The 20,229-nt window shown below is 72.4% G+C and carries 18 protein-coding genes and 1 pseudogene; 9 read left to right on the forward strand and 10 right to left on the reverse strand.

Annotation, left to right across the window (positions count from 1 at the left end; all coding sequences use genetic code 11):
* Window positions 1–114 precede the first annotated feature (114 nt).
* From ACIRYZ_RS22720 to ACIRYZ_RS22735, 4 genes are all read left to right on the forward strand, one after another.
* Entirely contained in the window at window positions 115–1,443 is a 1,329-nt protein-coding gene (locus ACIRYZ_RS22720; protein WP_402946778.1) for a helix-turn-helix domain-containing protein, read from the forward strand.
* 106 nt (window positions 1,444–1,549) lie between these two features.
* Window positions 1,550–2,308, forward strand: a complete 759-nt coding sequence (locus ACIRYZ_RS22725; protein ID WP_402946780.1) for a hypothetical protein — start codon at window positions 1,550–1,552, stop codon at window positions 2,306–2,308.
* The gene (locus ACIRYZ_RS22730; RefSeq protein ID WP_402946782.1) at window positions 2,305–2,820 is read left to right on the forward strand and encodes a DUF302 domain-containing protein; all 516 of its coding nucleotides are present in this window, start codon (window positions 2,305–2,307) and stop codon (window positions 2,818–2,820) included. The genes ACIRYZ_RS22725 and ACIRYZ_RS22730 overlap by 4 nt, the downstream gene beginning before the upstream one ends.
* Before the next feature lie 256 nt (window positions 2,821–3,076).
* The gene (locus tag ACIRYZ_RS22735) at window positions 3,077–4,012 is read left to right on the forward strand and encodes an NAD(P)H-binding protein (protein ID WP_402946784.1); all 936 of its coding nucleotides are present in this window, start codon (window positions 3,077–3,079) and stop codon (window positions 4,010–4,012) included.
* 11 nt (window positions 4,013–4,023) lie between these two features.
* On the opposite strand, the gene ACIRYZ_RS22740 is transcribed toward ACIRYZ_RS22735, so the two are convergent.
* The 6 genes from ACIRYZ_RS22740 to ACIRYZ_RS22765 form a co-directional block, all read right to left on the reverse strand.
* On the reverse strand, window positions 4,024–5,031 hold the full coding sequence (locus tag ACIRYZ_RS22740; protein WP_402946786.1) for a transporter substrate-binding domain-containing protein: 1,008 nt from the start codon (window positions 5,029–5,031) through the stop codon (window positions 4,024–4,026).
* A 504-nt stretch (window positions 5,032–5,535) separates the two neighbouring features.
* Window positions 5,536–6,636, reverse strand: coding sequence for a YncE family protein (locus tag ACIRYZ_RS22745; RefSeq protein WP_402946788.1), 1,101 nt, complete (start codon window positions 6,634–6,636; stop codon window positions 5,536–5,538).
* 470 nt (window positions 6,637–7,106) lie between these two features.
* Entirely contained in the window at window positions 7,107–7,580 is a 474-nt protein-coding gene (locus ACIRYZ_RS22750; RefSeq protein WP_402946790.1) for a hypothetical protein, read from the reverse strand.
* Window positions 7,581–7,894: 314 nt separating this feature from the next.
* The gene (locus tag ACIRYZ_RS22755) at window positions 7,895–8,296 is read right to left on the reverse strand and encodes a pyridoxamine 5'-phosphate oxidase family protein (protein ID WP_402946792.1); all 402 of its coding nucleotides are present in this window, start codon (window positions 8,294–8,296) and stop codon (window positions 7,895–7,897) included.
* Between the two features lie 97 nt (window positions 8,297–8,393).
* Window positions 8,394–9,026: an MBL fold metallo-hydrolase gene (locus ACIRYZ_RS22760; protein WP_402946795.1), complete on the reverse strand. Its 633-nt coding sequence runs from the start codon at window positions 9,024–9,026 to the stop codon at window positions 8,394–8,396.
* The gene (locus ACIRYZ_RS22765; RefSeq protein ID WP_402946798.1) at window positions 9,023–10,108 is read right to left on the reverse strand and encodes an S-(hydroxymethyl)mycothiol dehydrogenase; all 1,086 of its coding nucleotides are present in this window, start codon (window positions 10,106–10,108) and stop codon (window positions 9,023–9,025) included. Before ACIRYZ_RS22765 ends, ACIRYZ_RS22760 begins: the two co-directional genes overlap by 4 nt.
* Window positions 10,109–10,748: 640 nt before the next feature.
* On the opposite strand from ACIRYZ_RS22765, the gene ACIRYZ_RS22770 reads away from it, so the two are divergent.
* The 5 genes and pseudogenes from ACIRYZ_RS22770 (at window position 10,749) to ACIRYZ_RS22790 (ending at window position 15,992) form a co-directional block, all read left to right on the forward strand.
* Window positions 10,749–11,969, forward strand: coding sequence for a cytochrome P450 (locus tag ACIRYZ_RS22770; RefSeq protein WP_402946801.1), 1,221 nt, complete (start codon window positions 10,749–10,751; stop codon window positions 11,967–11,969).
* Window positions 11,966–12,223, forward strand: a complete 258-nt coding sequence (locus tag ACIRYZ_RS22775; RefSeq protein WP_402946803.1) for a ferredoxin — start codon at window positions 11,966–11,968, stop codon at window positions 12,221–12,223. The genes ACIRYZ_RS22770 and ACIRYZ_RS22775 overlap by 4 nt, the downstream gene beginning before the upstream one ends.
* 443 nt (window positions 12,224–12,666) lie before the next feature.
* A pseudogene (locus tag ACIRYZ_RS22780) lies at window positions 12,667–13,553 on the forward strand (lipid II flippase MurJ); the annotation flags it as partial.
* 92 nt (window positions 13,554–13,645) lie between these two features.
* Window positions 13,646–14,599, forward strand: a complete 954-nt coding sequence (locus ACIRYZ_RS22785; RefSeq protein ID WP_402946805.1) for a trypsin-like serine peptidase — start codon at window positions 13,646–13,648, stop codon at window positions 14,597–14,599.
* Window positions 14,600–14,957: 358 nt separating this feature from the next.
* Window positions 14,958–15,992 carry a hypothetical protein gene (locus ACIRYZ_RS22790; protein WP_402946808.1) on the forward strand — a complete coding sequence of 345 codons (1,035 nt, stop codon included), beginning with the start codon at window positions 14,958–14,960 and terminating at the stop codon, window positions 15,990–15,992.
* A gap of 328 nt (window positions 15,993–16,320) precedes the next feature.
* On the opposite strand, the gene ACIRYZ_RS22795 is transcribed toward ACIRYZ_RS22790, so the two are convergent.
* From ACIRYZ_RS22795 to ACIRYZ_RS22810, 4 genes are all read right to left on the reverse strand, one after another.
* Entirely contained in the window at window positions 16,321–17,559 is a 1,239-nt protein-coding gene (locus ACIRYZ_RS22795; RefSeq protein WP_402946811.1) for a phosphotransferase family protein, read from the reverse strand.
* An 86-nt stretch (window positions 17,560–17,645) separates the two neighbouring features.
* The gene (locus ACIRYZ_RS22800) at window positions 17,646–18,053 is read right to left on the reverse strand and encodes a tautomerase family protein (protein ID WP_402946814.1); all 408 of its coding nucleotides are present in this window, start codon (window positions 18,051–18,053) and stop codon (window positions 17,646–17,648) included.
* Between the two features lie 173 nt (window positions 18,054–18,226).
* Complete coding sequence (locus tag ACIRYZ_RS22805) at window positions 18,227–19,096, reverse strand: PhzF family phenazine biosynthesis protein (protein ID WP_402946817.1); 870 nt, start codon at window positions 19,094–19,096, stop codon at window positions 18,227–18,229.
* 38 nt (window positions 19,097–19,134) lie between these two features.
* Entirely contained in the window at window positions 19,135–20,229 is a 1,095-nt protein-coding gene (locus ACIRYZ_RS22810) for a DUF5937 family protein (RefSeq protein WP_402946820.1), read from the reverse strand.

A 20,229-nucleotide genomic window follows, 5' to 3' on the forward strand; every position in this document is an offset into this window, starting at 1 on the left:
CGCCACACCCGGCGGCACGATGGGTAGGGTGGAACGGTGAATGAGGCTCTGACCAGCGGGAGTGGGACGAGCCTGGAACGCTGGAACGGGACGCCGGGGGAACGGAGGGGACGGGTGTCGGAGGGCGCAGGGGCCGTCGAGACGGAGGAGTTCGCGCGACTGTTACGCGAGCTCAAGGACCGCTCGGGCCTGAGCTACGGAACGCTGGCCAAGCGGCTGCACATGAGCACGTCGACGCTGCACCGCTACTGCAACGGCACGGCGCTGCCCCATGAGTACATGCCGGCGGAGCGCTTCGCACGGGTGTGCCGGGCGACCCCGGAAGAGCTCGTGGAACTGCACCGGAGCTGGATCCTGGCGGACGCGGCCCGAGTGCGCCGCACGGACCGGACCGCGGAGCCGGCCCCGGCTCCGGTCACGGAGCCCGAGGCCGCCCCGGCCGCCCCGGTTGAACCCACCGCGGGCGGGGCGGGCGGGGCGCCGGTCATCGGGGCGCCGGTCGTCGTGGCGGTGGCGGAGCCCGTGCGGCCGCGGCGCCGCCACAGCGCGCTGATCGCCTCCGCCGCGGCCGTCGCTCTGCTGACCGCAGTGATGATCGTCGCGCGTCCCACGATCTGGGGCGGCGGGAGCGATGCGGGAGGCCCGCAGGCGGCCGGTGCCAGGGCTGCGGCTACGACTACGGCTACGGCTACGGCTACGGCTACGGGCGTGCCGGCCTTGCCGGCACCCTCTCTCTCCACCCCCGCCGCCTCCACCACCGGGACCGTGACGCCGACGGACACCGCCCTGGCAACCGCGACGACCACCCCGAGCCCGTCCACCCCCGCCCAGCCCACCGACGCGCCCGCGCCGCTCACTGTCGGCACCCGCCCGTACGTCTACGCCGACCCGTGCAGCCAGCACTTCCTCGTCAACAGCGCGCCCGCCCAGGTCGGGCCGCCCGCCACCGAGGGCGACGCCCCGCGCTGGGCCGCCGCCTACGGCGCGGTCTCCTCCGGCGAGCAGCAGGTCGCCCTCACCGTCCAGGGCACCGGAGCGGACCCGGTCGTCCTGGAGGCGTTGCACGTGCGGATCACGGCCAAGGGCGCGCCGCTCGCCTGGAACGACTACTCGATGGGTGTCGGCTGCGGCGGCGAGGTCGACACCAAGTCCTTCGACATCGACCTCGACAGGGGCAGTCCCGTGATCACCGTCAAGGGCGGCCAGCGCGACTTCCCGTACAAGGTCAGCAAGTCCGACCCCGAGGTCTTCTACGTCACCGCGCACACCAAGGCGCACGACGTCCGATGGGACCTCACACTGGACTGGTCCAGCGGCGACCGCCGCGGCACCATCCAGATCGACAACAGGGGCACCCCCTTCCGCACCAGCGCCGACGTCAACCGCCCCGGCTACGACTACCCGCCGGGAGGCAGCGAGTGGATCAAGCGGACCGACGGCTAGCAGAAGTCGATCAAGGTCGCGCGATCTCCCCACTGCCTGAGCGAGCCGTCGGCGGACACTTCGGTCAACCTTGGTGGAGGTACACGCCACCGGAGGAGCGTGGTCCATGACCGGCGAACTGCTGGACCTGGCCATCGCCACGGCCGGCGGCCGCGAACTGTGGAACACCGTGCGCGGATTGAAGGTCGACCTCTCGATCGGGGGCCCGATCTGGGCATCGAAGGGCTGGCCGACGGGCCGGACGTTCGACCAGGTCATCACGCTGGATGCGGCCCGGGAGCACATCGTGTTCAGCCCCTTCACCCGCCCGGACCGGCGGATGGTCTTCGACGCCGCAGCCGACCGGGTCACCGTGCAGACCCTCGACGGTGAGCCGGTCGAGACCCTCGATCCGGCCCGCCCCGCCTTCAAGGGCATGCTGCGCAACAGCGCCTGGGACGCCCCGCATCTGGGCTACTTCCTGGGCTACGCGTGCTGGAACTACTTCACCACACCGTTCCTCTTCACCCATCCGGGTGTCCGAACCCGCGAGATCGAGCCCTGGCACGAGGCCGGACAGACCTGGCGACGCCTGCACGTGCGCTTCCCGGCCGAGATCGCCACCCACAGTCCCGAGCAGGTGTTCTACTTCGACGCCCTCGGCCTGCAACGACGCATGGACTACATCGCCGAGGTCAACGGCAGTGCACTGGTCGGCCACTACACCAGCCGCCACCGGTCCTTCGACGGCCTGCTGGTGGCCACCCGCCGGCGAGTCTTCCGCCGCAACCCCGACAACAGCGTGAACCTCAACCTGCCGTCCATCACCCTCGACATCCACCACGTGGAACTGGTCCGCTCCGGCCCGGAGGAAGCACAGCCATGACCATGCACACCACGACCGTCGACCACCCCGCCAGGCGCCTCGTCGTGGCACTCCCGCAGCCGTACGACGCCGCCCGCGAGCAGTACGAGACCCTGGTCCCGGAGGTCGATCAGGCCCGCTTCTTCCAGCTGGCCTCCTGGGACGCCACGCTCGAACTCGCCGAGATCAACGCCCCCTACGGGTTCATGCGCTACTACCGCGGCGACCTCACCGCCCTGATGGCCGGATCGCCCTCCCACTGGAAGGCCACGCAGTACCTGATGGGCAACCACACCATCGCCGAACGCATGTTCCGCCACGACCCGTCGGTCATGCTCCACGCGCCGCTGCGCACTCTCCTCTACGCCGACCCCGACGGCGACACGAAACTGGCGGTCGACCAGCCGAGCCTGCTGTTCGCCAGCTACCACGACGAGCGGATCTCCGCTGTCGGTCGTGAACTCGACGCTCTGCTCGCTCAGTTGATCAGCCTACTCGGCGGCGAGATGCCCCCGCAGCCGGCAACCGCGTAGGACCGGGATCGATGCGGGGACCGTTACCGGTGACCGGGCGCCCGTGAACCGACCGCCACCATCACCGACGCGCCTGCGGCGTACTGCCGCCGCGGGTACCGTGAAGGAGGTGACGGCCCGGCCCGTGTCGCCGCCGAGGTCGACGACGGTGCCAGTGGTGCATGACGAGGGACGTCCTCCACGGCACGCTCGACAGCCCGCAGAGCCGCCCCGAGCGGACCGGACGCCTGGTCCGGAAGACAGGAGGCGATCGACGATGCGTTCCCAGCCCGTCCTTGTCACCGGCGTCGGTGGCGGCGTCGGCGGAGTCGGACGAACGGTCCTCGACCGGTTGCACGCCGAGGGCGTGCCCGTCCGGGCCCTTGTGCACCACGACGACGAACGGTCCTCGGCTCTGCGGGCCATGGCCGGAGTGGACGTGGTGGTCGGCGATCTCACCCGTGGCGCCGACGTGGTGAAGGCGCTGGCGGGCTGCCGCCGGGCCTACTTCGGGATGAGCGTGTCGCCCGCGTACCTGGAGGCCACGACGACGGTCGCCGCGGCCGCCCGGGAAGGCGGCGGTCTCGAAGTGCTGGTGAGCATCTCGCAGATGACGGTCTCCCAGATGGACCTCACCAGCGACACCGAATCCCGGCAGCAGCGACTGCACTGGCTGGCCGAGCACGTCCTCGACTGGTCGGGGGTGCCGGTCGTCCATGTCCGGCCCACGGTGTTCATGGAGAATCCCCTCTTCGCCCAGGTCGCCGTCGCCTCGATCCTGCGAGACCGCACGATCCGCCTCCCGTTCGGCTCCGCCCGGACTTCGCCGGTCGCCGCGGCCGATGTGGCGGAGGTCATCGCACGCCTCCTGCTCGACCCGGCTCCGCGGTCCGGCCGCGTCCACGAACTGACCGGAGCGCGCTCCCGTGACATGACAGCCATCGCGGCCGAGTTCTCCGCCGCCCTGGGCCGTACCGTGACCTATGTCGACGTGCCGTACGAGGAGTGGCTGGAACGCGACCTCAAGGGGCTGGACCTACCGCCCCACGTCTTCGAGCACATCGCCACGATGGCGCGGCTGCACCGCGAGAACTGGTACGACCGGGCCACGAACGACGTCGCCGAACTGCTCGGGCGCCCCCCACTGGGGTTCGACAGCTTCATCAGGAACACCCCCGCCCTGCAGTCGCAACCAGGCCTGTTGCCGGGCTGAGCGAGCTGTGGTCACGAGTTGGAGTACTGCGCCGCGGGTGGCTGCAATTCGGGGTGGCCGGGGACGTTGGGCTTGATCCAGTGGTCGTAGCTCTGCCGCCAGGCGCCGCTCGCGCGGTAGTCCTCCAGGACCTGGTTGACCCACGAGGCGAGGTCCGGTTCGCTGGGTGAGATGGCGACGCCGTAGGGCTCGTCGGAGAGTTGGTCGCCGACCACGGTGGTCTGCGGGTCCTGGGCAGCCAGGCCGTAGGCGATGGCGTCGTCGGTGACGATCGCGTCCTCGTTGCCGAGTTCGAGCTGGACCAGGCAGTCCAACTCCTGGTCCCGCTTGTCGAGTTCGGCCACCTTGTACTTCTGCTGGGGCACCGGCAGCGTGGTGTCCGGCTCCAGCAGGGTCTCGGCGGTGGAGCCGGCAGCGACGCACACCCGCCTGCCCTTCATCGCGTCGGGCCCGCTTTCACCCTGTTCGGCCTTCGCGGCCGGCATCAGGACCCGCTGTCCGGCCTCGAAGTAGACAGTGGACATGGCCACGTCCTGGCTCCGTTTGCAGGTGATCGTCATGGTGTGCACGACCAGATCGACGTGCTGGTCGTCGGTGGCCTTGAGGCGCGGTTGGCGTTGGGCGTCGTCGAGCGCGACCCAGTTGACCTTCGGGTTTCCGAGCGAGGCGACGATCGCCTTCGCGAGGTCGATGTCGAATCCCTGGGGTGTGGCGCCGTCCGGGCCCAGGAATCCCCAGTCGTAGTCGTTCAGGTCCACACCGATGTTGATCGTCCCGCGGGCCTGGATCGCCTTGATGGTCGGCCCGGAGGGGTCCTTCTTCGGGGGGTACTTGCTCGCCTTGCAGGACGGGTCCGAGGCGGAAGCGGTGTCGGCCGCGAGGCTGGGCGAGGATAAGGACAGCGGGCCGGTGGCCGCGGTGATCCGCGTGGCGGCCGGCCGGGCGGGTCCGCCCGTCGCGAGGGCCGCCGCCACCAGGGTGGTGAGGGCGAGTATCGCCGTGGTTCCGCGAAGCCGCATCAGGTGTCCTCCGATGGATTCGTTGCGGGTCACCAGTACTCCGCCGGCCGGCGTCCGACGCCGGCCGGCACGCCGGCGGTGGCCGGCGGTGTGCATGGAAGATATGTGAGGGCACGTCGAACGAATTGGCAAGGGGGCAGGGCCTTTTGGTGAACCCCGACAGTCACAGGACGCGGTCCGCGGCCCTGACGGTTCCGCTCCCACACCCCGACGGAACCGCGCCTCGACACGCGAGGGCCCCACGGGCGGACGGGCCGCTCCATCGGGGATCCCGGCACGCAGGACGCGAGCCGTGCGGAGCCGGCTTCCGCGACCCGCGGCTTCCGGCCGCCTCCCGTCCAGGAGCGCGAACTCCTGCCGCGCCTCCAGCAGCCGGTTCGCCTCGCGGACGGCCGGTCAGCTCCCGTGCCGCTGTCCGGACCTGCGGCGCGGTCAGGAGCCGTGTGCGGCAGGGAGAAAAAGGGCCCCCGCCCGCACGGCGGGCAGGGGCCGTCGTGCGGGCGGTCAGTGGGCGACGATCTGGAGGTTGGCGCTCTGTCCGGCGGTGCCGCCCACGTAGAAGGTGTGGCCGTCGGGGCCGAGGGCCAGGCCGGTGAGGTCGGTCTCGTCGAGGTCGCCGGCGGTCTCCGCGGGTACGGGGGCGCCGGTGGCGGTGTCGAGGGCGAGCACCGAGGCGCTGCTCGTGCCGTAGTTGCTGTCGGTGAGGTAGAGCCGGCTGCCGTCGGCGCTGACCTGCGGGTGCTCCAGCGCGTCGCCGCTGCCGGCGGGCTGGAAGGTGCTGGTGACGGTGTCGGTGGCCGGGTCGATGAGGGTGCTCGCGCCGGTGCCGAGTTCGGCGAGGGCGAACAGGCGCTTGCCATCGGGGGTGAACGCCAGGTTGTAGTCCAGGTTCGCGGCGGTGCCCTGGACGGTGCCGGCCACAGCGGGCGTGGTACCGGCCGTGGTCACGTGCACCACGCCCTGGCTGGTGCCGACGTACACGTCGCCGGTGCCCGGTCGGGCCGCGGGGGCGCCGACGAAGGGCGCCGGGACCTGGACCGCGGTGGTGAACGCCTGCTGCGCGGTGGCGAAGGCCAGCACCCGGCTCTGGCCGTTCTGCCGGTAGGCGGTCGCTCCGTTCTGGGAGACGTACAGAGTGGATCCGTCCGGGCTGAAGGCCAGTCCGGCGGTCGAACCCGGGGTCCAGCCGGCCGGGCGGGGCTGGTCGGGCAGGGCGAGGGTGGCACGCAGGGTCAGGGTGGCGGTGTCCACCACGCTGAGGCGCTGGCCGTCGAGCACGTACAGGCGTGAGCCGTCCGCACTGAGCGCCGGGTGGGCGCTCCACTGGAGGGTGCCGAGGGCCAGCCGCCCGGTGACGGCACCGGTCTGGGTGTCCACCACCTTCACCGTGGAGGTGTTGTCGGCCTCGGTCACCGCGACGTAGGCCGTGCCGCCGTCGGGGCTGACCACCGGTGCGGCGTTGCGGGCACCGACGGTGACGGTCGCCTCGGTGCCGGACTGCGGGGCGTCGGCTGCGGCGGCGGTGCCGGTCAGGGCGAGCAGGGTCGCGGCGGTGGCCGCCGCGGTGAGCGTCGCGGTGGTGCGGCGGGTGGTCGTGCGGGACATCGGTTTCCCCTCGTGGAACTTGCGTTGTGGTGACGGCGCGTGGGCAGGGCCGTCAGTGCTGGATGATCTGCAGGCCGGCGGTGGCGGCGTCGACCGGCGTGGTGGCAGCGGCGGCCCCGGTCACCGGTGCCAGCAGCGCCGCTGCCGAGAGCGCCACGACCGAAAGTGCCGCAGCGGCCCGGCGCGTCGTCCCCGAACGAATTCTGGACACCAATTCCCCCTCTTGCACCGCGTGTTGCGATCCCGGGGGCAGGCTAGCCCATGCAGGCGAAGATCTGATCGACGTACGAGCGGCCGTACGGTGATCGCCTGCCGTTGCGGGACGGTGACGGTCCATCCACAACCCTGGCCGCAAAGCCCGGTCGACGGCTCGGCCAGTCAACTCCGGCCAACTTGAGCTCAACCGCCCGGTGCCGTCGAGGTCGGGTAGGTCGGAGAGCGGACGGCCGGGACGCCGGCGGTGGTCGCCCTCAGTCAGCGGCTGTGGGAGCCAGCAGCACGGCGGCCGCGGCGATGAAGGCGACGGATGCTTCCTTGGCCGCGTGCCGCCGGGCGTCCAGCTCGGCCCGGTCGACGGCCTTGCGCAGCGCGTACGTGGCATCGGCGGCCTGCTGGGCGGGGCCGGCCAGCTCGGGGGCCAGGACCTGAAGGCGGATGTGGGGCGCGGTGATTGCCGCCCGGGTGTCGTGGGACCTCGTCTGGGCCTCCAGCTGGTGCTCGGGCTCGGCCTCGGTCAGGGCCAGGCGCTCCCGATGGAACATCGCCGAGCGGTGCGCGTCCAGGGCGGCCGCGAATTCGGTGACGGCGCCGAGCCGGTCCTGGCGGTGGCTGTCGGCGCGCTCCTCGGCGCGTGCGGTCCGTGCCGAACGGTGCTGGAGGAGTCCGGCGGTCAGGGCACCGGCGAGGGTACCGAGCACTGCAACGATCGAGGGCCATATGGACATCAGGTGTTGGGTCCTCTCGGGTGGTCGTCGATCTCGAGCGCTGCGGATGTCCACCAGAAATGACGTCACCCGGCGACCGGGTCTCCGTCGGACGGGTGCTGGTTCGCAGCCTGCCGACGATCAGAGCCGGTTCGCGATCTGCCGGCCGAGCTGTTCGAGGAACCCCTGCAGGCCGTGTGACCCGCCGGCGCGCGTTCGGAAGAACATAGCCACCCCGATGGGCCGGCCGGCCCACCAGGGCATGGCCCAGGGCTGGCCGTCGGTGCTGCGCCGGATCGCCCCCCACGCTCGCGGAGTGACCGTCGCGCGGGCCCTCAGGCGCGGCCGAGGACGCGCTCCACGGCGATCTCGATGACCACCCGGTCCGGGTTCTCCCGGGGCGTGCGGTAGCGCTCGGCGTAGCGCCGCTCCGCGTCGGCGACCTGCTCGGGCTCGTCGCGCACCACCGCGACGCCCTCCAGGGTGGACCAGCGGGCCCGGTCCACCTGGCAGACCGCGACCCGCAGGCCCTCCGCCCCGGCCGCCGCGACGTTGCGCGCCTTGCGGCTGGTACGGCTGGTGATCACCCGGGCGGTGCCCGTCTTCGGCTCGAAGGTCACGCCGACCGGCACCACGTGCGGCGAGCCGTCCGGCCGGATGGTGGTCAGGGTGGAGATGTGCCGCTCGCGCCAGAAGGCGAGGAAGGCTTCGTCGAGGTCGCGCGGGTCGTGGGCCATGATCGGGATGGTACGGCCCCCGGGAGACGATCAACGTCCCGGGGGCCGTAGCGGCATCGGAACCGGCGGCATCCGGACCGGCGCCAGGACCTACGGCTCAGTGCCCGCGCGCGACCCACTCCGGCAGGGCCGGGGCCTCGGCGCCGATCGTGGTCGGGTCGCCGTGGCCGGTGCGCACCACCGTCTCGGCCGGGAGCGAGAGCAGCCGCTCGCGGATCGACTCGATGATGGTCGGGAAGTGCGAGAACGAGCGCCCCGTCGCACCCGGGCCACCCTGGAACAGGGTGTCCCCGGTGAACACGGTGCCCAGCTCCGGCGCGTACAGGCAGACCGCGCCCGGCGCGTGCCCCGGGGTGTGCAGCACGGTCAGCCCGGTGCCGGCCACCTCGATCCGCTGCCCGTCGGCGAGTTCGCCGTCCGGGAGCCGCTCGGGGTGGGTGAGCTTCCACAGCGGCAGGTCGTCCGGGTGCAGCAGGATCGGCGCCCCGGTGCGCTCGGCGAGGGCCGGGGCGGCGTCGATGTGGTCGTTGTGCGCGTGGGTGGACACGATCGCCACCAGCCGCCGCCCACCGAGCGCCGCCTCGATCGCCGTCGCGTCGTGTGCGGCGTCGATCACCACCGCCTCCTGGTCGTCGCCGACGATCCAGACGTTGTTCTCCACCTCCCAGCTGCCGCCGTCCAGCTCGAAGGTCCCGGCGGTGACCAGCCGGTCGATACGGGCGGAGGTCACAGCACCACCACCGAGCGGAGGACGTCGCCCTGGTGCATGCGCTCGAAGGCCTGCTCCACCGCGTCGAGTTCGATGGTCTCGGTGACGAAGGCGCCGAGGTCCAGGCGGCCCTGGAGGTAGAGGTCGATCAGCATCGGGAAGTCGCGGGACGGCAGGCAGTCGCCGTACCAGGAGGACTTGAGGGCGCCACCGCGGCCGAAGACGTCCAGCAGCGGCAGTTCCAGGGTCATCTCCGGGGTCGGGACGCCGACCAGGACGACGGTGCCGGCGAGGTCGCGGGCGTAGAAGGCCTGCCGGTACGTCTCGGGGCGGCCGACGGCCTCCACCACGACGTCCGCGCCGTTGCCTCCGGTGAGTTCGCGGATCGCCTCGACCGGGTCGGTGGTACGGGAGTTGACGGTGTGGGTGGCCCCGAGCGTACGGGCCGTCTCCAGCTTGCGGTCGTCGATGTCGACGGCGATGATCTTCGCCGCGCCCGCCAGCCGGGAGCCCATCACGGCCGCGCCGCCGACGCCGCCGCAGCCGATCACGGCGACCGAGTCGCCCCGGCCGACGTTGCCGGTGTTGATCGCGGCGCCCAGGCCCGCCATCACGCCGCAGCCCAGCAGGCCGGCGACGGCCGGCTCGGCGGTCGGGTCGACCTTGGTGCACTGGCCGGCCGCGACCAGGGTCTTCTCGGCGAAGGCGCCGATGCCCAGGGCCGGGGACAGCTCGGTGCCGTCCAGCAGCGTCATCTTCTGCTCGGCATTGTGGGTGTTGAAGCAGTACTGCGGGCGGCCGCGCTTGCAGGCGCGGCACTGGCCGCACACCGCGCGCCAGTTGAGGACGACGAAGTCGCCGGGCTCAACCTCGGTGACGCCCTCGCCGACCGACTCCACGATGCCCGCGGCCTCGTGACCGAGCAGGAACGGGAACTCGTCGTTGATGCCGCCCTCGCGGTAGTGGAGGTCGGTGTGGCAGACGCCGCAAGCCTGGATCCGGACCACCGCCTCGCCCGGCCCCGGGTCCGGCACCACGATCGTGGTCACCTCCACGGGCGCGCCCTTGGCGCGCGCGATGACTGCCTTGACCTGCTGGGGCATCCGAATCCACCTCCGTCGGCCGGTGCGGCTCTGCACCGGGCGTGACCTGCGACGAACGACTGCAGAGGAACTGTAGAGGGACTCCGGTAGCTCTGCCCACGAAGCGTAGCGCCCGGCCGGTCGGCCGTCGTCGGAGCGGGTCGGGTGATCCCGCTCACCGCACGTGCCGGGCGCATATCCGCCGCCTGACCGCGTCTCACGCGGCGCCCGCCCCGGCGCGGCTCGGCACCGGGGGCGCGAGGGTGGCGCTGAGCGCCTGTCAGCGTGCTACGAACTGCCCGGAAAGCACCGCCGTTGGCTGGAAGTGCCGCAGACGGCTGCCCCGCCGTCCACGTACGGTCGTAGCGGAAGCGGTCCACGTGACCACGCTCAGCACACCCGCCCCACCTGACGGCACGCCACCGCGCGCCGCCCGTGCCGGGCACGTACCGACCGTACGCCCCCGCACGTTTCGCACCATCCCGCGCACGGGCCCGCGCCCCTGCGCGAGCTGCGTTTCCCGGCCCACCCGCACCATGGCCCACCCGCACCCCGGCCCTGAGTCGAGCCGCCCGGCCGAACCGCCCGTCCCCGCACGATCCCGGATCACCCCCCGTCGGACCGCCCCGCGCGGCCCGCTGACCTGGAGTCTGGAGTACGGATGTCCACCGAGAACAGTGCGACCGGTGCCGGCACCGGCATCGCCCCGCTCCCCCCGCTGCACTGCCTGCGCCACCTGGAACCCGGCCCGCCGCGGCTCGCCGCGCTGCCCACCGGCACCCCGGTCTGGCTGGTCAGTCGGCACGCCGACGTGCGACAGGTGCTCACCGACCCCCGCCTGGGCCGCGCCCCGCTCTACGCGCCGGACGCGCCGCCGGTCACGGTCACGCCGAACATCCTGGACGACCCGCAGGGCATGCTGAACATCGACGGCACCGAGCACCAGCGGCTGCGCCGTACCGTGCAGCGGGCGTTCACCCCGCGCGCGATCGCCCGCTGGAAGCCTTGGGTGGCCTCGGTGGTCGAGTCACTGATCGACGAGCTGATCGACCACGGCTCCCCCGCCGACATCGTCGCCGCCTACACCCGTCCGCTGCCGGTCGCGGTGATCAGCCGTCTGATGGGCCTGGACAACCTCGACGGCAAGCGGCTGGCGCACTGGAGCGACCACGCGCTGTCCACCACCGCCTACACCGCCGAGGCGATCAGCGCCGCGATGACCGAGTTCGCCGCCTTCGGCGCCGAGGTGATCGCCGAACGCCGCGCGGCCCCTGGCGAGGACCTGGTCAGCGGTCTGCTCGCGGCCGCCGCCGACGACGGCTCGATCACCGAGGGGCAGCTGATCGCGCTGGTCATCGGCCTGGTGATGGCCGGGCACGAGACCACCATGACCAGCCTCGGCAACGCCCTGGTCTACCTGCTGGAGGACGGCCGGGAGGCCTGGCAGCGGCTCGCCTCCGACGAGGCCAGCGCCGCCGCCGCGACCGAGCAGATCCTGCGCGCCGTCCCGCTCGGCGACGCCCAGGAGTACATGCCCGGACTGCTGCGCCGCACGGTGGAGGACGTGGAGATCGGCGGGGTGGTGATCCCGGCCGGCAGCGTGGTGGCCGCCGACGCCAACGCCGCCAACCAGGACCCGTCGGTCTACACCGGGGACCTCGGCACCGAGCTGTTCTCCCCGCTGGCCGCGCCGATGCTCACCTTCGGCGCCGGTCCGCACCACTGCCTGGGCGCCTGGCTGGCCCGGATGGAGCTCGAACTCGCCCTGCACCGGCTGGCCCGCCGCCTGCCCGCGCTGCGGATGGCCGGCCCGGTCGACGGCATCGACTGGCGGCACGGGCTGCTCACCCGCAGCCCCAACGCGCTGCAGGTCTCCTGGTGACGGGCTCCGCCGAGACCGAGGACGTGGTGGTCCGGGTCGACCGGGACCGCTGCATCGGCTCCGGGATGTGCGCGCTGAGCGCCCCCGGCTCGCTGGCCCTGGACGCCGAGGGACGGGCCCAGCCGGTGGCCGAATACGCCGACGGTGGCGCGGAGTTGACGGACGGGCTGGCCGAGGCGGTCGAGTTCTGCCCGGTCGAGGCGCTCGCCCTCCACTCGGCGCGCGGCGGGTACCGGATCGCCCCGGCGGACTGACGGACCAACCGGCGCCACCCGGTGCCGCCCGGTGCCGCCCGGTGCCGCCTGCTGCGACTGCGGCAGCAGGCGGCGGGCGGCACCGGGGCTTTCCGGGCCTGAGATCAATGAGCTGAGCTAATGCATCGATGAGCTATTCGATCTTGTTCAGCCCTTCCTCCGGCTGGTGGGCCGACCGCATGACGAATGCGGAAACCCTCGCACCTCCGACCGACTCACCCACCACCCACCGCTGGCCACCGGTCCTCGCCGTCGCCCTGGCCACCTTCACCGTGGTGTCCTCGGAAACGATGCCGGTCGGCCCGCTCACCCCCATGTCCCACAGCCTCGGCGTCTCCGACGGCACCACCGGCCATCGTGATCAGCACGATGTTGTTCAGGACCGGGGTCCACATCATCGCCCCGAACCGGTTCCGGGCGTTGAGGGTCTGCCCGAAGATGCCACCCTCGCCCTGGCCCTCCAGGCACTCGCCCTGATCCCGTACGCCCGCGCGGCCGGCTTCCGGCTGCGACCGCGTTTCGACTGGCGGGGCACCGGCCTGCGCAAGAGCGTGAGCGCGGCGCGCTGGACCCTGCTGTTCGTCCTGGCCAACCTCGTGGCGAGCACCGTGGTCACCCGCCTGGCGTCCGCGGCGGACGCCGCCCTGCCCGACGACGGGGTCGGCTACACCGCCTACAGCTACGCCCAACAGATCTGGATGCTCCCCCAGTCGATCGTCACGGTCTCCCTCATCACCGTGCTCCTCCCGCGGATGAGCCGGGCGGCGACCGAGCACCGCCTGGACGACCTGCGCGCCGACCTCTCCCGCGCGCTCCGGGTCAGCGGCGTCGTCATCGTCCCGGCGGCGTTCTTCTTCGCCGCCTTCGGCCCGCAGATCGCGCAGCTGCTGTTCGCCCACGGAGCCGCCAACGCCGCGACGACCGTCCCGCTGGGCCACATGCTGCAGGCCTTCGGCCTGGGGCTGATCCCGTTCTCCGCCCAGTACCTCCTGCTGCGCGGCTTCTACGCCTTCGAGGACACCCGCACGCCCTTCCGCATGGCGCTGTGGATCAGCGGCATCAACATCGCCCTGGCCGTGGCCTGCCACCTGCTGCTGTCCACCCGGTGGGCGGTCACCGGGATGGCCGCCGCCTACGCCCTGTCCTACGCCATCGACCTGCTGCTCACGGCCCTGCGGCTCCGGCGCCGCACCGGCGGATCTGCCGCACCTACGCCAAGTTGACCGCTGCCGCCACCGGCGCCGGCGCCACCGCGATGGCGCTGCTGTTCCTCCTCTTCGCACGACTTCTGCGCATCGGGGAGCTGCGCGGCCTGCCGGGTAGGCCCTGACCGCGCCGTGCCCACGCCAGGACGGCGCGCGGCTCCGCAGCGAGGTCCGGCCGCAACGGCAATATGTTCATCAACCATGAACAAAGGGGCAGATGATGGTATATAGGGCCACAGCCCTCAGGAATGCCGCAGCGGCCACAGCCGCGCTGCTGCTGGGCGCCGGGCTCGCCCCGGCCGCCTCCGCCGCAACGCCGAACGCAGGCAATCCGGCCGCGGAGCGGCTCGGCACGTACTGGACCGCGGCCCGCATGGCGGCCGCACTGCCCGGCGACACCGAACCCACCGCACCCGCCGCGGCGGACGGGCCCCGGCCCGGCGAGTTCATCCCTCCGAGCAAGAGCTTCGACGGCATCCCGCAGGCGGGCGCGTTCTTCTGGACCGATGCCGACGGCACGGGCCGCACGTGCAGCGCCTCCGTGGTGCACAGTCCCGACCACAACCTGGTGCTGAGCGCGGGGCACTGTCTCAAGGGGTACTCCGGCACCTCCCCCAAGCGGAACCTGGGGTTCGTTCCGCAGTACCACGACGGACTCAAGCCGTTCGGCATCTTCCCCGTCAAGGACGACGGCGTCTACGTCGCGCAGGAGTACTACGCCAGGGGTGAGCACGCCGGGGCCGCGTACGACTTCGGGTTCGCGGTGACCGAGCGCAACCAGGACGGCCACCGGCTGGAGGACGTGGTGGGCGCGGTCCAGCTGCTCACCGGCACCGGTTACTCCCACGCTCCGGTACGGATGATCGGGTACCCGGGCAGCGCACAGAAGCCGCTGGAGTGCTTGAGCTGGACCACCAGGTGGGTCAGTGACGATCCTGCGGATCCGGGCACCTTCGAACGCATCGCGTGCGACGGCTTCGTGGGCGGGACCTCGGGCGGGCCCATGCTGGTGCCGTGGCCGCGCGGCTGGGCGGTGATCGGGGTCATCGGCGGCTACCACACCGGCGGCAACACCCCACAGATCTCCTACAGCGCCCACTTCGGTCCCGCCACCCGAGCCCTGTACGACGCCGCGACCACCGGCGGGGTGGCGGCGGGCCCGGCCTCCTGAGGCCCCGCCGACTCGAACACCACAGTCGCACCGGGCTGAACACCCTGACCGGACGTCAGCCATTCGACGGAGCCCGGACCCAGCCCGGACCCCGGTCCCGGATGACACGTCACCAGGTCCGAGCCCCTCTCACTCCCGTCACTTATCGCATGTATCCGATTACAAGAAGTGATCGACTGGAGTGTGATCTGCCGCGCTGCCGCACGGTGGAGAGCGGCCTCACCTCAAGCCAGGACGTCAGGAGACATCAGTGGTCAGACATCACGCCCCACAACACCCTCCCACCGGGGTGGGGGCAGGACGAAGCCGAGCCCGCACAGGCGTCGGCACTCGTGAACAGTGGCGGCGGGCAGGAGTCGTGGCGGGACTGTGCGTGGCGTTGTCCGGCACCGCACTGACACCCGCGACCTCCGCACCAGCGGGGGCCAAGCCGGCCACCGGGGTACGAGGAACTGATCCATCGGTCACCTTCGGCTTCACCGGGACCCCGCAGCCCCTCACCGTCCCCGCGAACGCGATCGTCACCATCACCGCGGACGGCGCCGGCGGCGCCGACAACACCGGCACCGTTTGCGGATTTACCGGGACCGGGGGGACGGGGGGACGCGTCGTCACCACACTGCCGCCAACCAGTGCCCCGACGACCTTCACCATCAACGTCGGCAGCACCGGCACCGCCGGCTGCAACGGAACCGGCACCGCCGGATACAACGGCGGCGGCGCGGGCGGCACCGGCGGCCACAACACCGGCGGCAACTGCGTAGCCGCCGGGGCCGGGGGAGGCGGAGGCGGAGGCTACTTCGGCGGCGGCGGAGGCGGCGCCTCCGCCCCCGGCAACAGCGGTTTCGGCCGCGCGGGTGGTGGCGGTGGTGGCGGAGGCAGCAGCTTCGCCACTCCGACGGGCACCGGGACGGCCTATGCGGACTCGAGCATCGGGACGGCGAACAAAAACGGTCAGGTGATCGTCTCCTACACGGTGGTCACCCCTTCCTTGACCATCGCCAAGACCCACACCGGGAAATTCGTCCAGGGCAAGCGGGGGACCTACACCATCGAGGTCGGCAACACCGGGCCTGGCGCCACCGATGGCAGCACGGTCACCGTGACCGACACCCTCCCGCCGGGACTCATCGCCCACCGCATCGACGGCACCGGATGGAACTGCACCCAGGCCACCCTCACGTGCACGCGCAGCGATGTCCTGGCAGCAGGCGGCAGCTACCCGCCCATCACCCTCAAGGTCAAGGTCTCCTGCGACCGCGACGTTGCCCAGGAGGTCACCAACAAAGCCACCGTCACAGGAGGCGGCGACAGCGCCACCCACACCGCCAACGACCCCACCACCATCAAACGCAACAAGCACTGTCGCGACGACGAGCACGAACCCTGGTAGACGATTGGTCTCAGAACATTGATCTGGTCGTGCCGTTGACTGACGCGCAGTGGGAACGGACAGAGCCGTCGTCGCCGGACCGGATGCCGAGGGCGACCTGGACCGGGAGGTCGCAGTCGACTCCACGATCGTGCGCTCGCACCAGAACGCGGCCGGGGCCCGGCAAAAGGGGCCCCGGCCGGCGGGCTTGGCGACGCACCCGCGTTCGACACCGCCTGAAAGTCCCGCGCGGCCTGGCCGGCCGCTACGAGAAGACCACCACCGTCTTCCGAGCCGGACTCCACATCGTGGGCGTCTTCATCCGGTCCGCCCGTTGAGCCGGAAGAACCTAGCCGCGCCGCGCCCACGCCAGGACGGCGCGCAGCTCCGCGGCCGGATCGCCCTCGTGGTACGGGCGTTCGCTGGGCTCGATGTGGTCCAGGAACTCCTGGTACCGCAGCGCGTAGGACAGGTGGTAGAGCGGCTCGGCGAGGTCCAGTGCCCGGCGGGGGTCCGAGCCCGGGGCGTGCTGCCGCCAGGCGTCCGTCCAGACCCGGGCATGGTGCCGCCAGGCCACCGGGGTGAGGTAGGCGCGGGGGCGCAGGCCGTCCAGGGCGGGGTGGCCGAGGCAGGCGTCGGCATAGTCGACGACCACCGAACTCGCGCCGTCGGAGCGCCAGTTGCCGGGGTGGAAGTCGCCGTGCACCAGGGTCTCGGGGAGGCCGCACGCGGCCAGCCGGTCCAGCAGCTCGGGGAGGTCGGCGGCGAAGGCGCGGAGGCGGTGCAGCTCCTCGGGGGTCAGGTCGGTCTCGCTGGGGAGCCGGTCCAGTAGAGCCGTCAGCTGGGCGAGCAGCGCGCCGGGCGTCCGGTCCCGCAGGCCTGCGAGGGCGGTCCGGCGCTCGGCGAGCGCCGCCTGGGCGGCCACCAGGCGCGGGACGACGTCGGCGACGGTCTCGGCGGAGGGGCTCCAGCAGTCCTCGCCGGGGACGTGGTCGAGCAGCAGCCGCCCGCCCGCCGGGTCGGCGGCGAGGACGGTCGGGACGAGGGTCGGGTCGACGCCGCCGAGCAGCGCGATGACCTCGCCCTCACGGGCGTTGAAGGCGGGGGTGGTGGTCTTGAGCCAGGCGTCGGTGCCGGTGGCCGTCGGGAGGCGGAGGAGGCCGGAAAGGTTCCAGGTACGAATCTGCCGTGCGGGGGCGGAACTTGGGCGATCGATCGCCAGGAGCTCCAGTTCCGCCCAGCCCAGGGCCTCCCGCAGGCCCTCCGGAGTCGCCCAGGCGGCCCGCAGCGGGGCGGGGGCGAGCAGTGCGGCCGTTTCGCCGTCCAGGGGGCGGGAGTTGAGCGCCGTCGGCCGCCGCAGTGCCTCGGCGTGGTACCGGACCCGACCGCCGTGGCCGGGATCCTCGCTGTGCCCGTCGACCAGCCGGGCCACGAGCACCGGCACCCCGGCCGACTCGGCCGCCCGGGCCACCACCCCGTCGACGGAGGACCACCAGCCGAGTTCCACCCCGAAGGGGCCCAGCCGCCCGAAGTACTCGTTCCCGTAGGTGAGATCGACGGTCACGGTCCGGCTGTTCGCTCGCTGCATCCGGGCAGCTTCGCCCACCGGGGCATCCGAGCGCGAACGGTTTTCCGGGGCGACGGACACCTGCGGGCACATGGGGGCATGGCGCTCTACTTCTGGAGCCCGGGGTCGGCGGACGGGGCGTACTGCGCCAGGCCGTTGCCGAGGGACCAGTCGATCGACGCGTTCTCGGTGAGGGTGACGAACACGTTCCGCGACTCGGTGCCCGCGTACTGCTCGGCGAGTTCGGCGATCCTCCGGTACAGCGCCCGCTTCTGGTCGGGGGTCCGGCCGGCGCGCAGGGTGATCGCGATGTAGACGATGCCGTCGTCGCGGTGCACGCCGAGGTAGTCGCCGTAGCGCAGCGCGCTGTTGGCGCCGTCGTGGCTGACCAGGACCTGGAAGTTGTCCTCCGGCGAAATGCCGGTCGTCTCCACCAGGGCCTCGTGCACCGCGCGCCCGAGCGCGTCCAGCCGTGCGGCGTCGGCGCGTAGGGCATCGATCCGGACAAAGGGCATCTCGGGTTTCCTCTCCGTCGGCCGACCGGGACCGATTCACTCGGCCACGACCGTACATACTAGTAGGTACAGGTGATCAATCAACCGCCGGGCCGATCCGGCCGGTGGTCGCGAAGGACAGCATCGAGTCCACCAGCGTGGTCACCGGCCGGAGGCTCCCGCGGAGCCGCGCCCTACGGGATCGCCACCGCCGCGCCGGAGACCCGCACCCGGGTGTCCTCGGCGCGCAGTTCGACGCGCAGCACGCCGGGGCGGCCGAGGTCCTCGCCCTGGTGCAGCGTCAGCACCACCGGGGCCGTCACCGCGCCCTGCTCGCGCAGGTAGGCGCCGAAGGCAGCGGCGGCGGCGCCGGTGGCCGGGTCCTCGACGACGCCGCCGACCGGGAAGGGGTCGCGGACGTGGAAGACCTCGGCGGCCTCGCGCCAGACGAGCTGGAGGGTGGTCAGGTCGCGGGCGCGCATGTAGGCGGCCAGCCCGTCGAAGTCGTAGTCGAGGCGGGCGAGGCGCGAGCGGGTGGCGGCGGCGAGGACCAGGTGGCGGGCGCCCGCGTAGGCGATGCGCGGGGGCAGGGCCTGGTCCAGGTCGGCGGCGGACCAGCCGAGCAGGGCGAGCGCCTCGGCGACATCGGCCTCCGGCACCTCCTCGGTCCTCGGCTCGACGCTGGTGAGGGTCGCCCGCAGCACGCCGTCGGCGCAACGCTCGACCTCGACCGGGACGTCACCGGCCGCCGTGCCGAACACGTACCGCCCGGGCCCGGTGCGCTCGGCCAGGGCCACGGCGGAGGCGACGGTCGCGTGCCCGCAGAACGGCACCTCGGCGAGCGGGCTGAAGTACCGTACGGCGTAAGAACCTTGGAGCGGACCAGCGGTCAGGAAGGCGGTCTCGGAGTACCCGACCTCGGCGGCGATGGCGAGCATCCGCTCGCCGGTCAGCCCGGTGGCGTCGAGCACCACGCCGGCCGGGTTTCCGCCCTCGGGGCGGGTGGAGAAGGCGGCGTAACGGAGGATCTCGGGCGGGGCAACAGGGGCAGCGTCGTCGGTCATGACCGGACGAACGTGTTCCGGCCGGCTACTGTTCCCGGTCACCGCAGCATCGCCTCCAGGAAGTCCGAGCCGAGCCGGGCACTGGACGACAGGTCCAGCTGGTAGAGCATGTACCGCCCGCGCCGCTCGGTGATCAGCAGCCCGGCCTTGCGCAGCACGGCCAGGTGCCGGGACACCTCGGGGGCGCTGAGCTGCCAGGAGGCGGCGAGCTCGCCGGTGGTGTGCGGGCCGCGCGCGATGGTGCGGGCGAGGCGCAGCCGGATCGGGTGGGCGAGCGCCTCCAGGCGCTGCTGGACGAGGGTGAGCGAGACGGGCTCGGGCAGGCCGGCCTCGGCGACGGGGTACTGGAGGACGGGCCGCCAGCCCGGCGCGTGCACGGCCAGCAGGTGGGGGCGGCCGAAGGCACTGGGGATGAAGGTGACGCCCCCGCTGGCGGTGCCGCTGGTGGTGCTGTCCTGCAACTTGTCGATGACGATCCGCCGCCGCCCGCCGCCCTCGTCGAGGGTGACGGACGGTGAGATCGCGCCGACGGCCTCGGCGAGGCCCCGGCGGACGAGCAGGTCGGCCTTGTGCCGGGCGTCGGCCGCGAGGCCGGGCAGGACGCGCTGCCAGGCATCGGCGAAGAACGCGGACTGACAGTCCTCCAGCATCCTGCGCACCAGCGCCCGGACGGCGGGCGGGTCGGCGAGCAGCCGGTCGGCGAACGCGGCCTGCCGGGGGCCGCGGGCGAGGGAGAGCTCCCGGGCGCGCTCGTTGGCCACGGGGTCGGTGAGCGGGGAGGCCGTCTTGCGGTTGAGCCGGGAGGAGCCGCAGGTGGTGATGAGGGCGGAGGCGACGTACAGCTCGTCGTCGATCCGGTCGACGGCGTCGAGCTCCTCGGTGAGGGTGGCGCCGGGCAGGGCGGGAACGAGGAAGTCGGCCCGCGAGGAGCGCCAGAGGAAGTCGGCCTCCAGCAGCCGTTCGGCGAGCTCGGGCGGGATCGCGGTGGTGGTGCTCGCGACCCAGCCGTGCAGCGCCGGATGGTGCGCGGGCTCGGCGAGCGCGTGCAGCATGGCGTTCAGCTCGGCGAGCGGGGAGGGGGCGAAGAGCAGGCGCTCCTCGGGCAGACCGGTGATGTCGATCGTCACGCTCAT

Source organism: Kitasatospora sp. NPDC101155 (genome assembly GCF_044768305.1).
In the GTDB taxonomy this organism is placed as follows: domain Bacteria; phylum Actinomycetota; class Actinomycetes; order Streptomycetales; family Streptomycetaceae; genus Kitasatospora.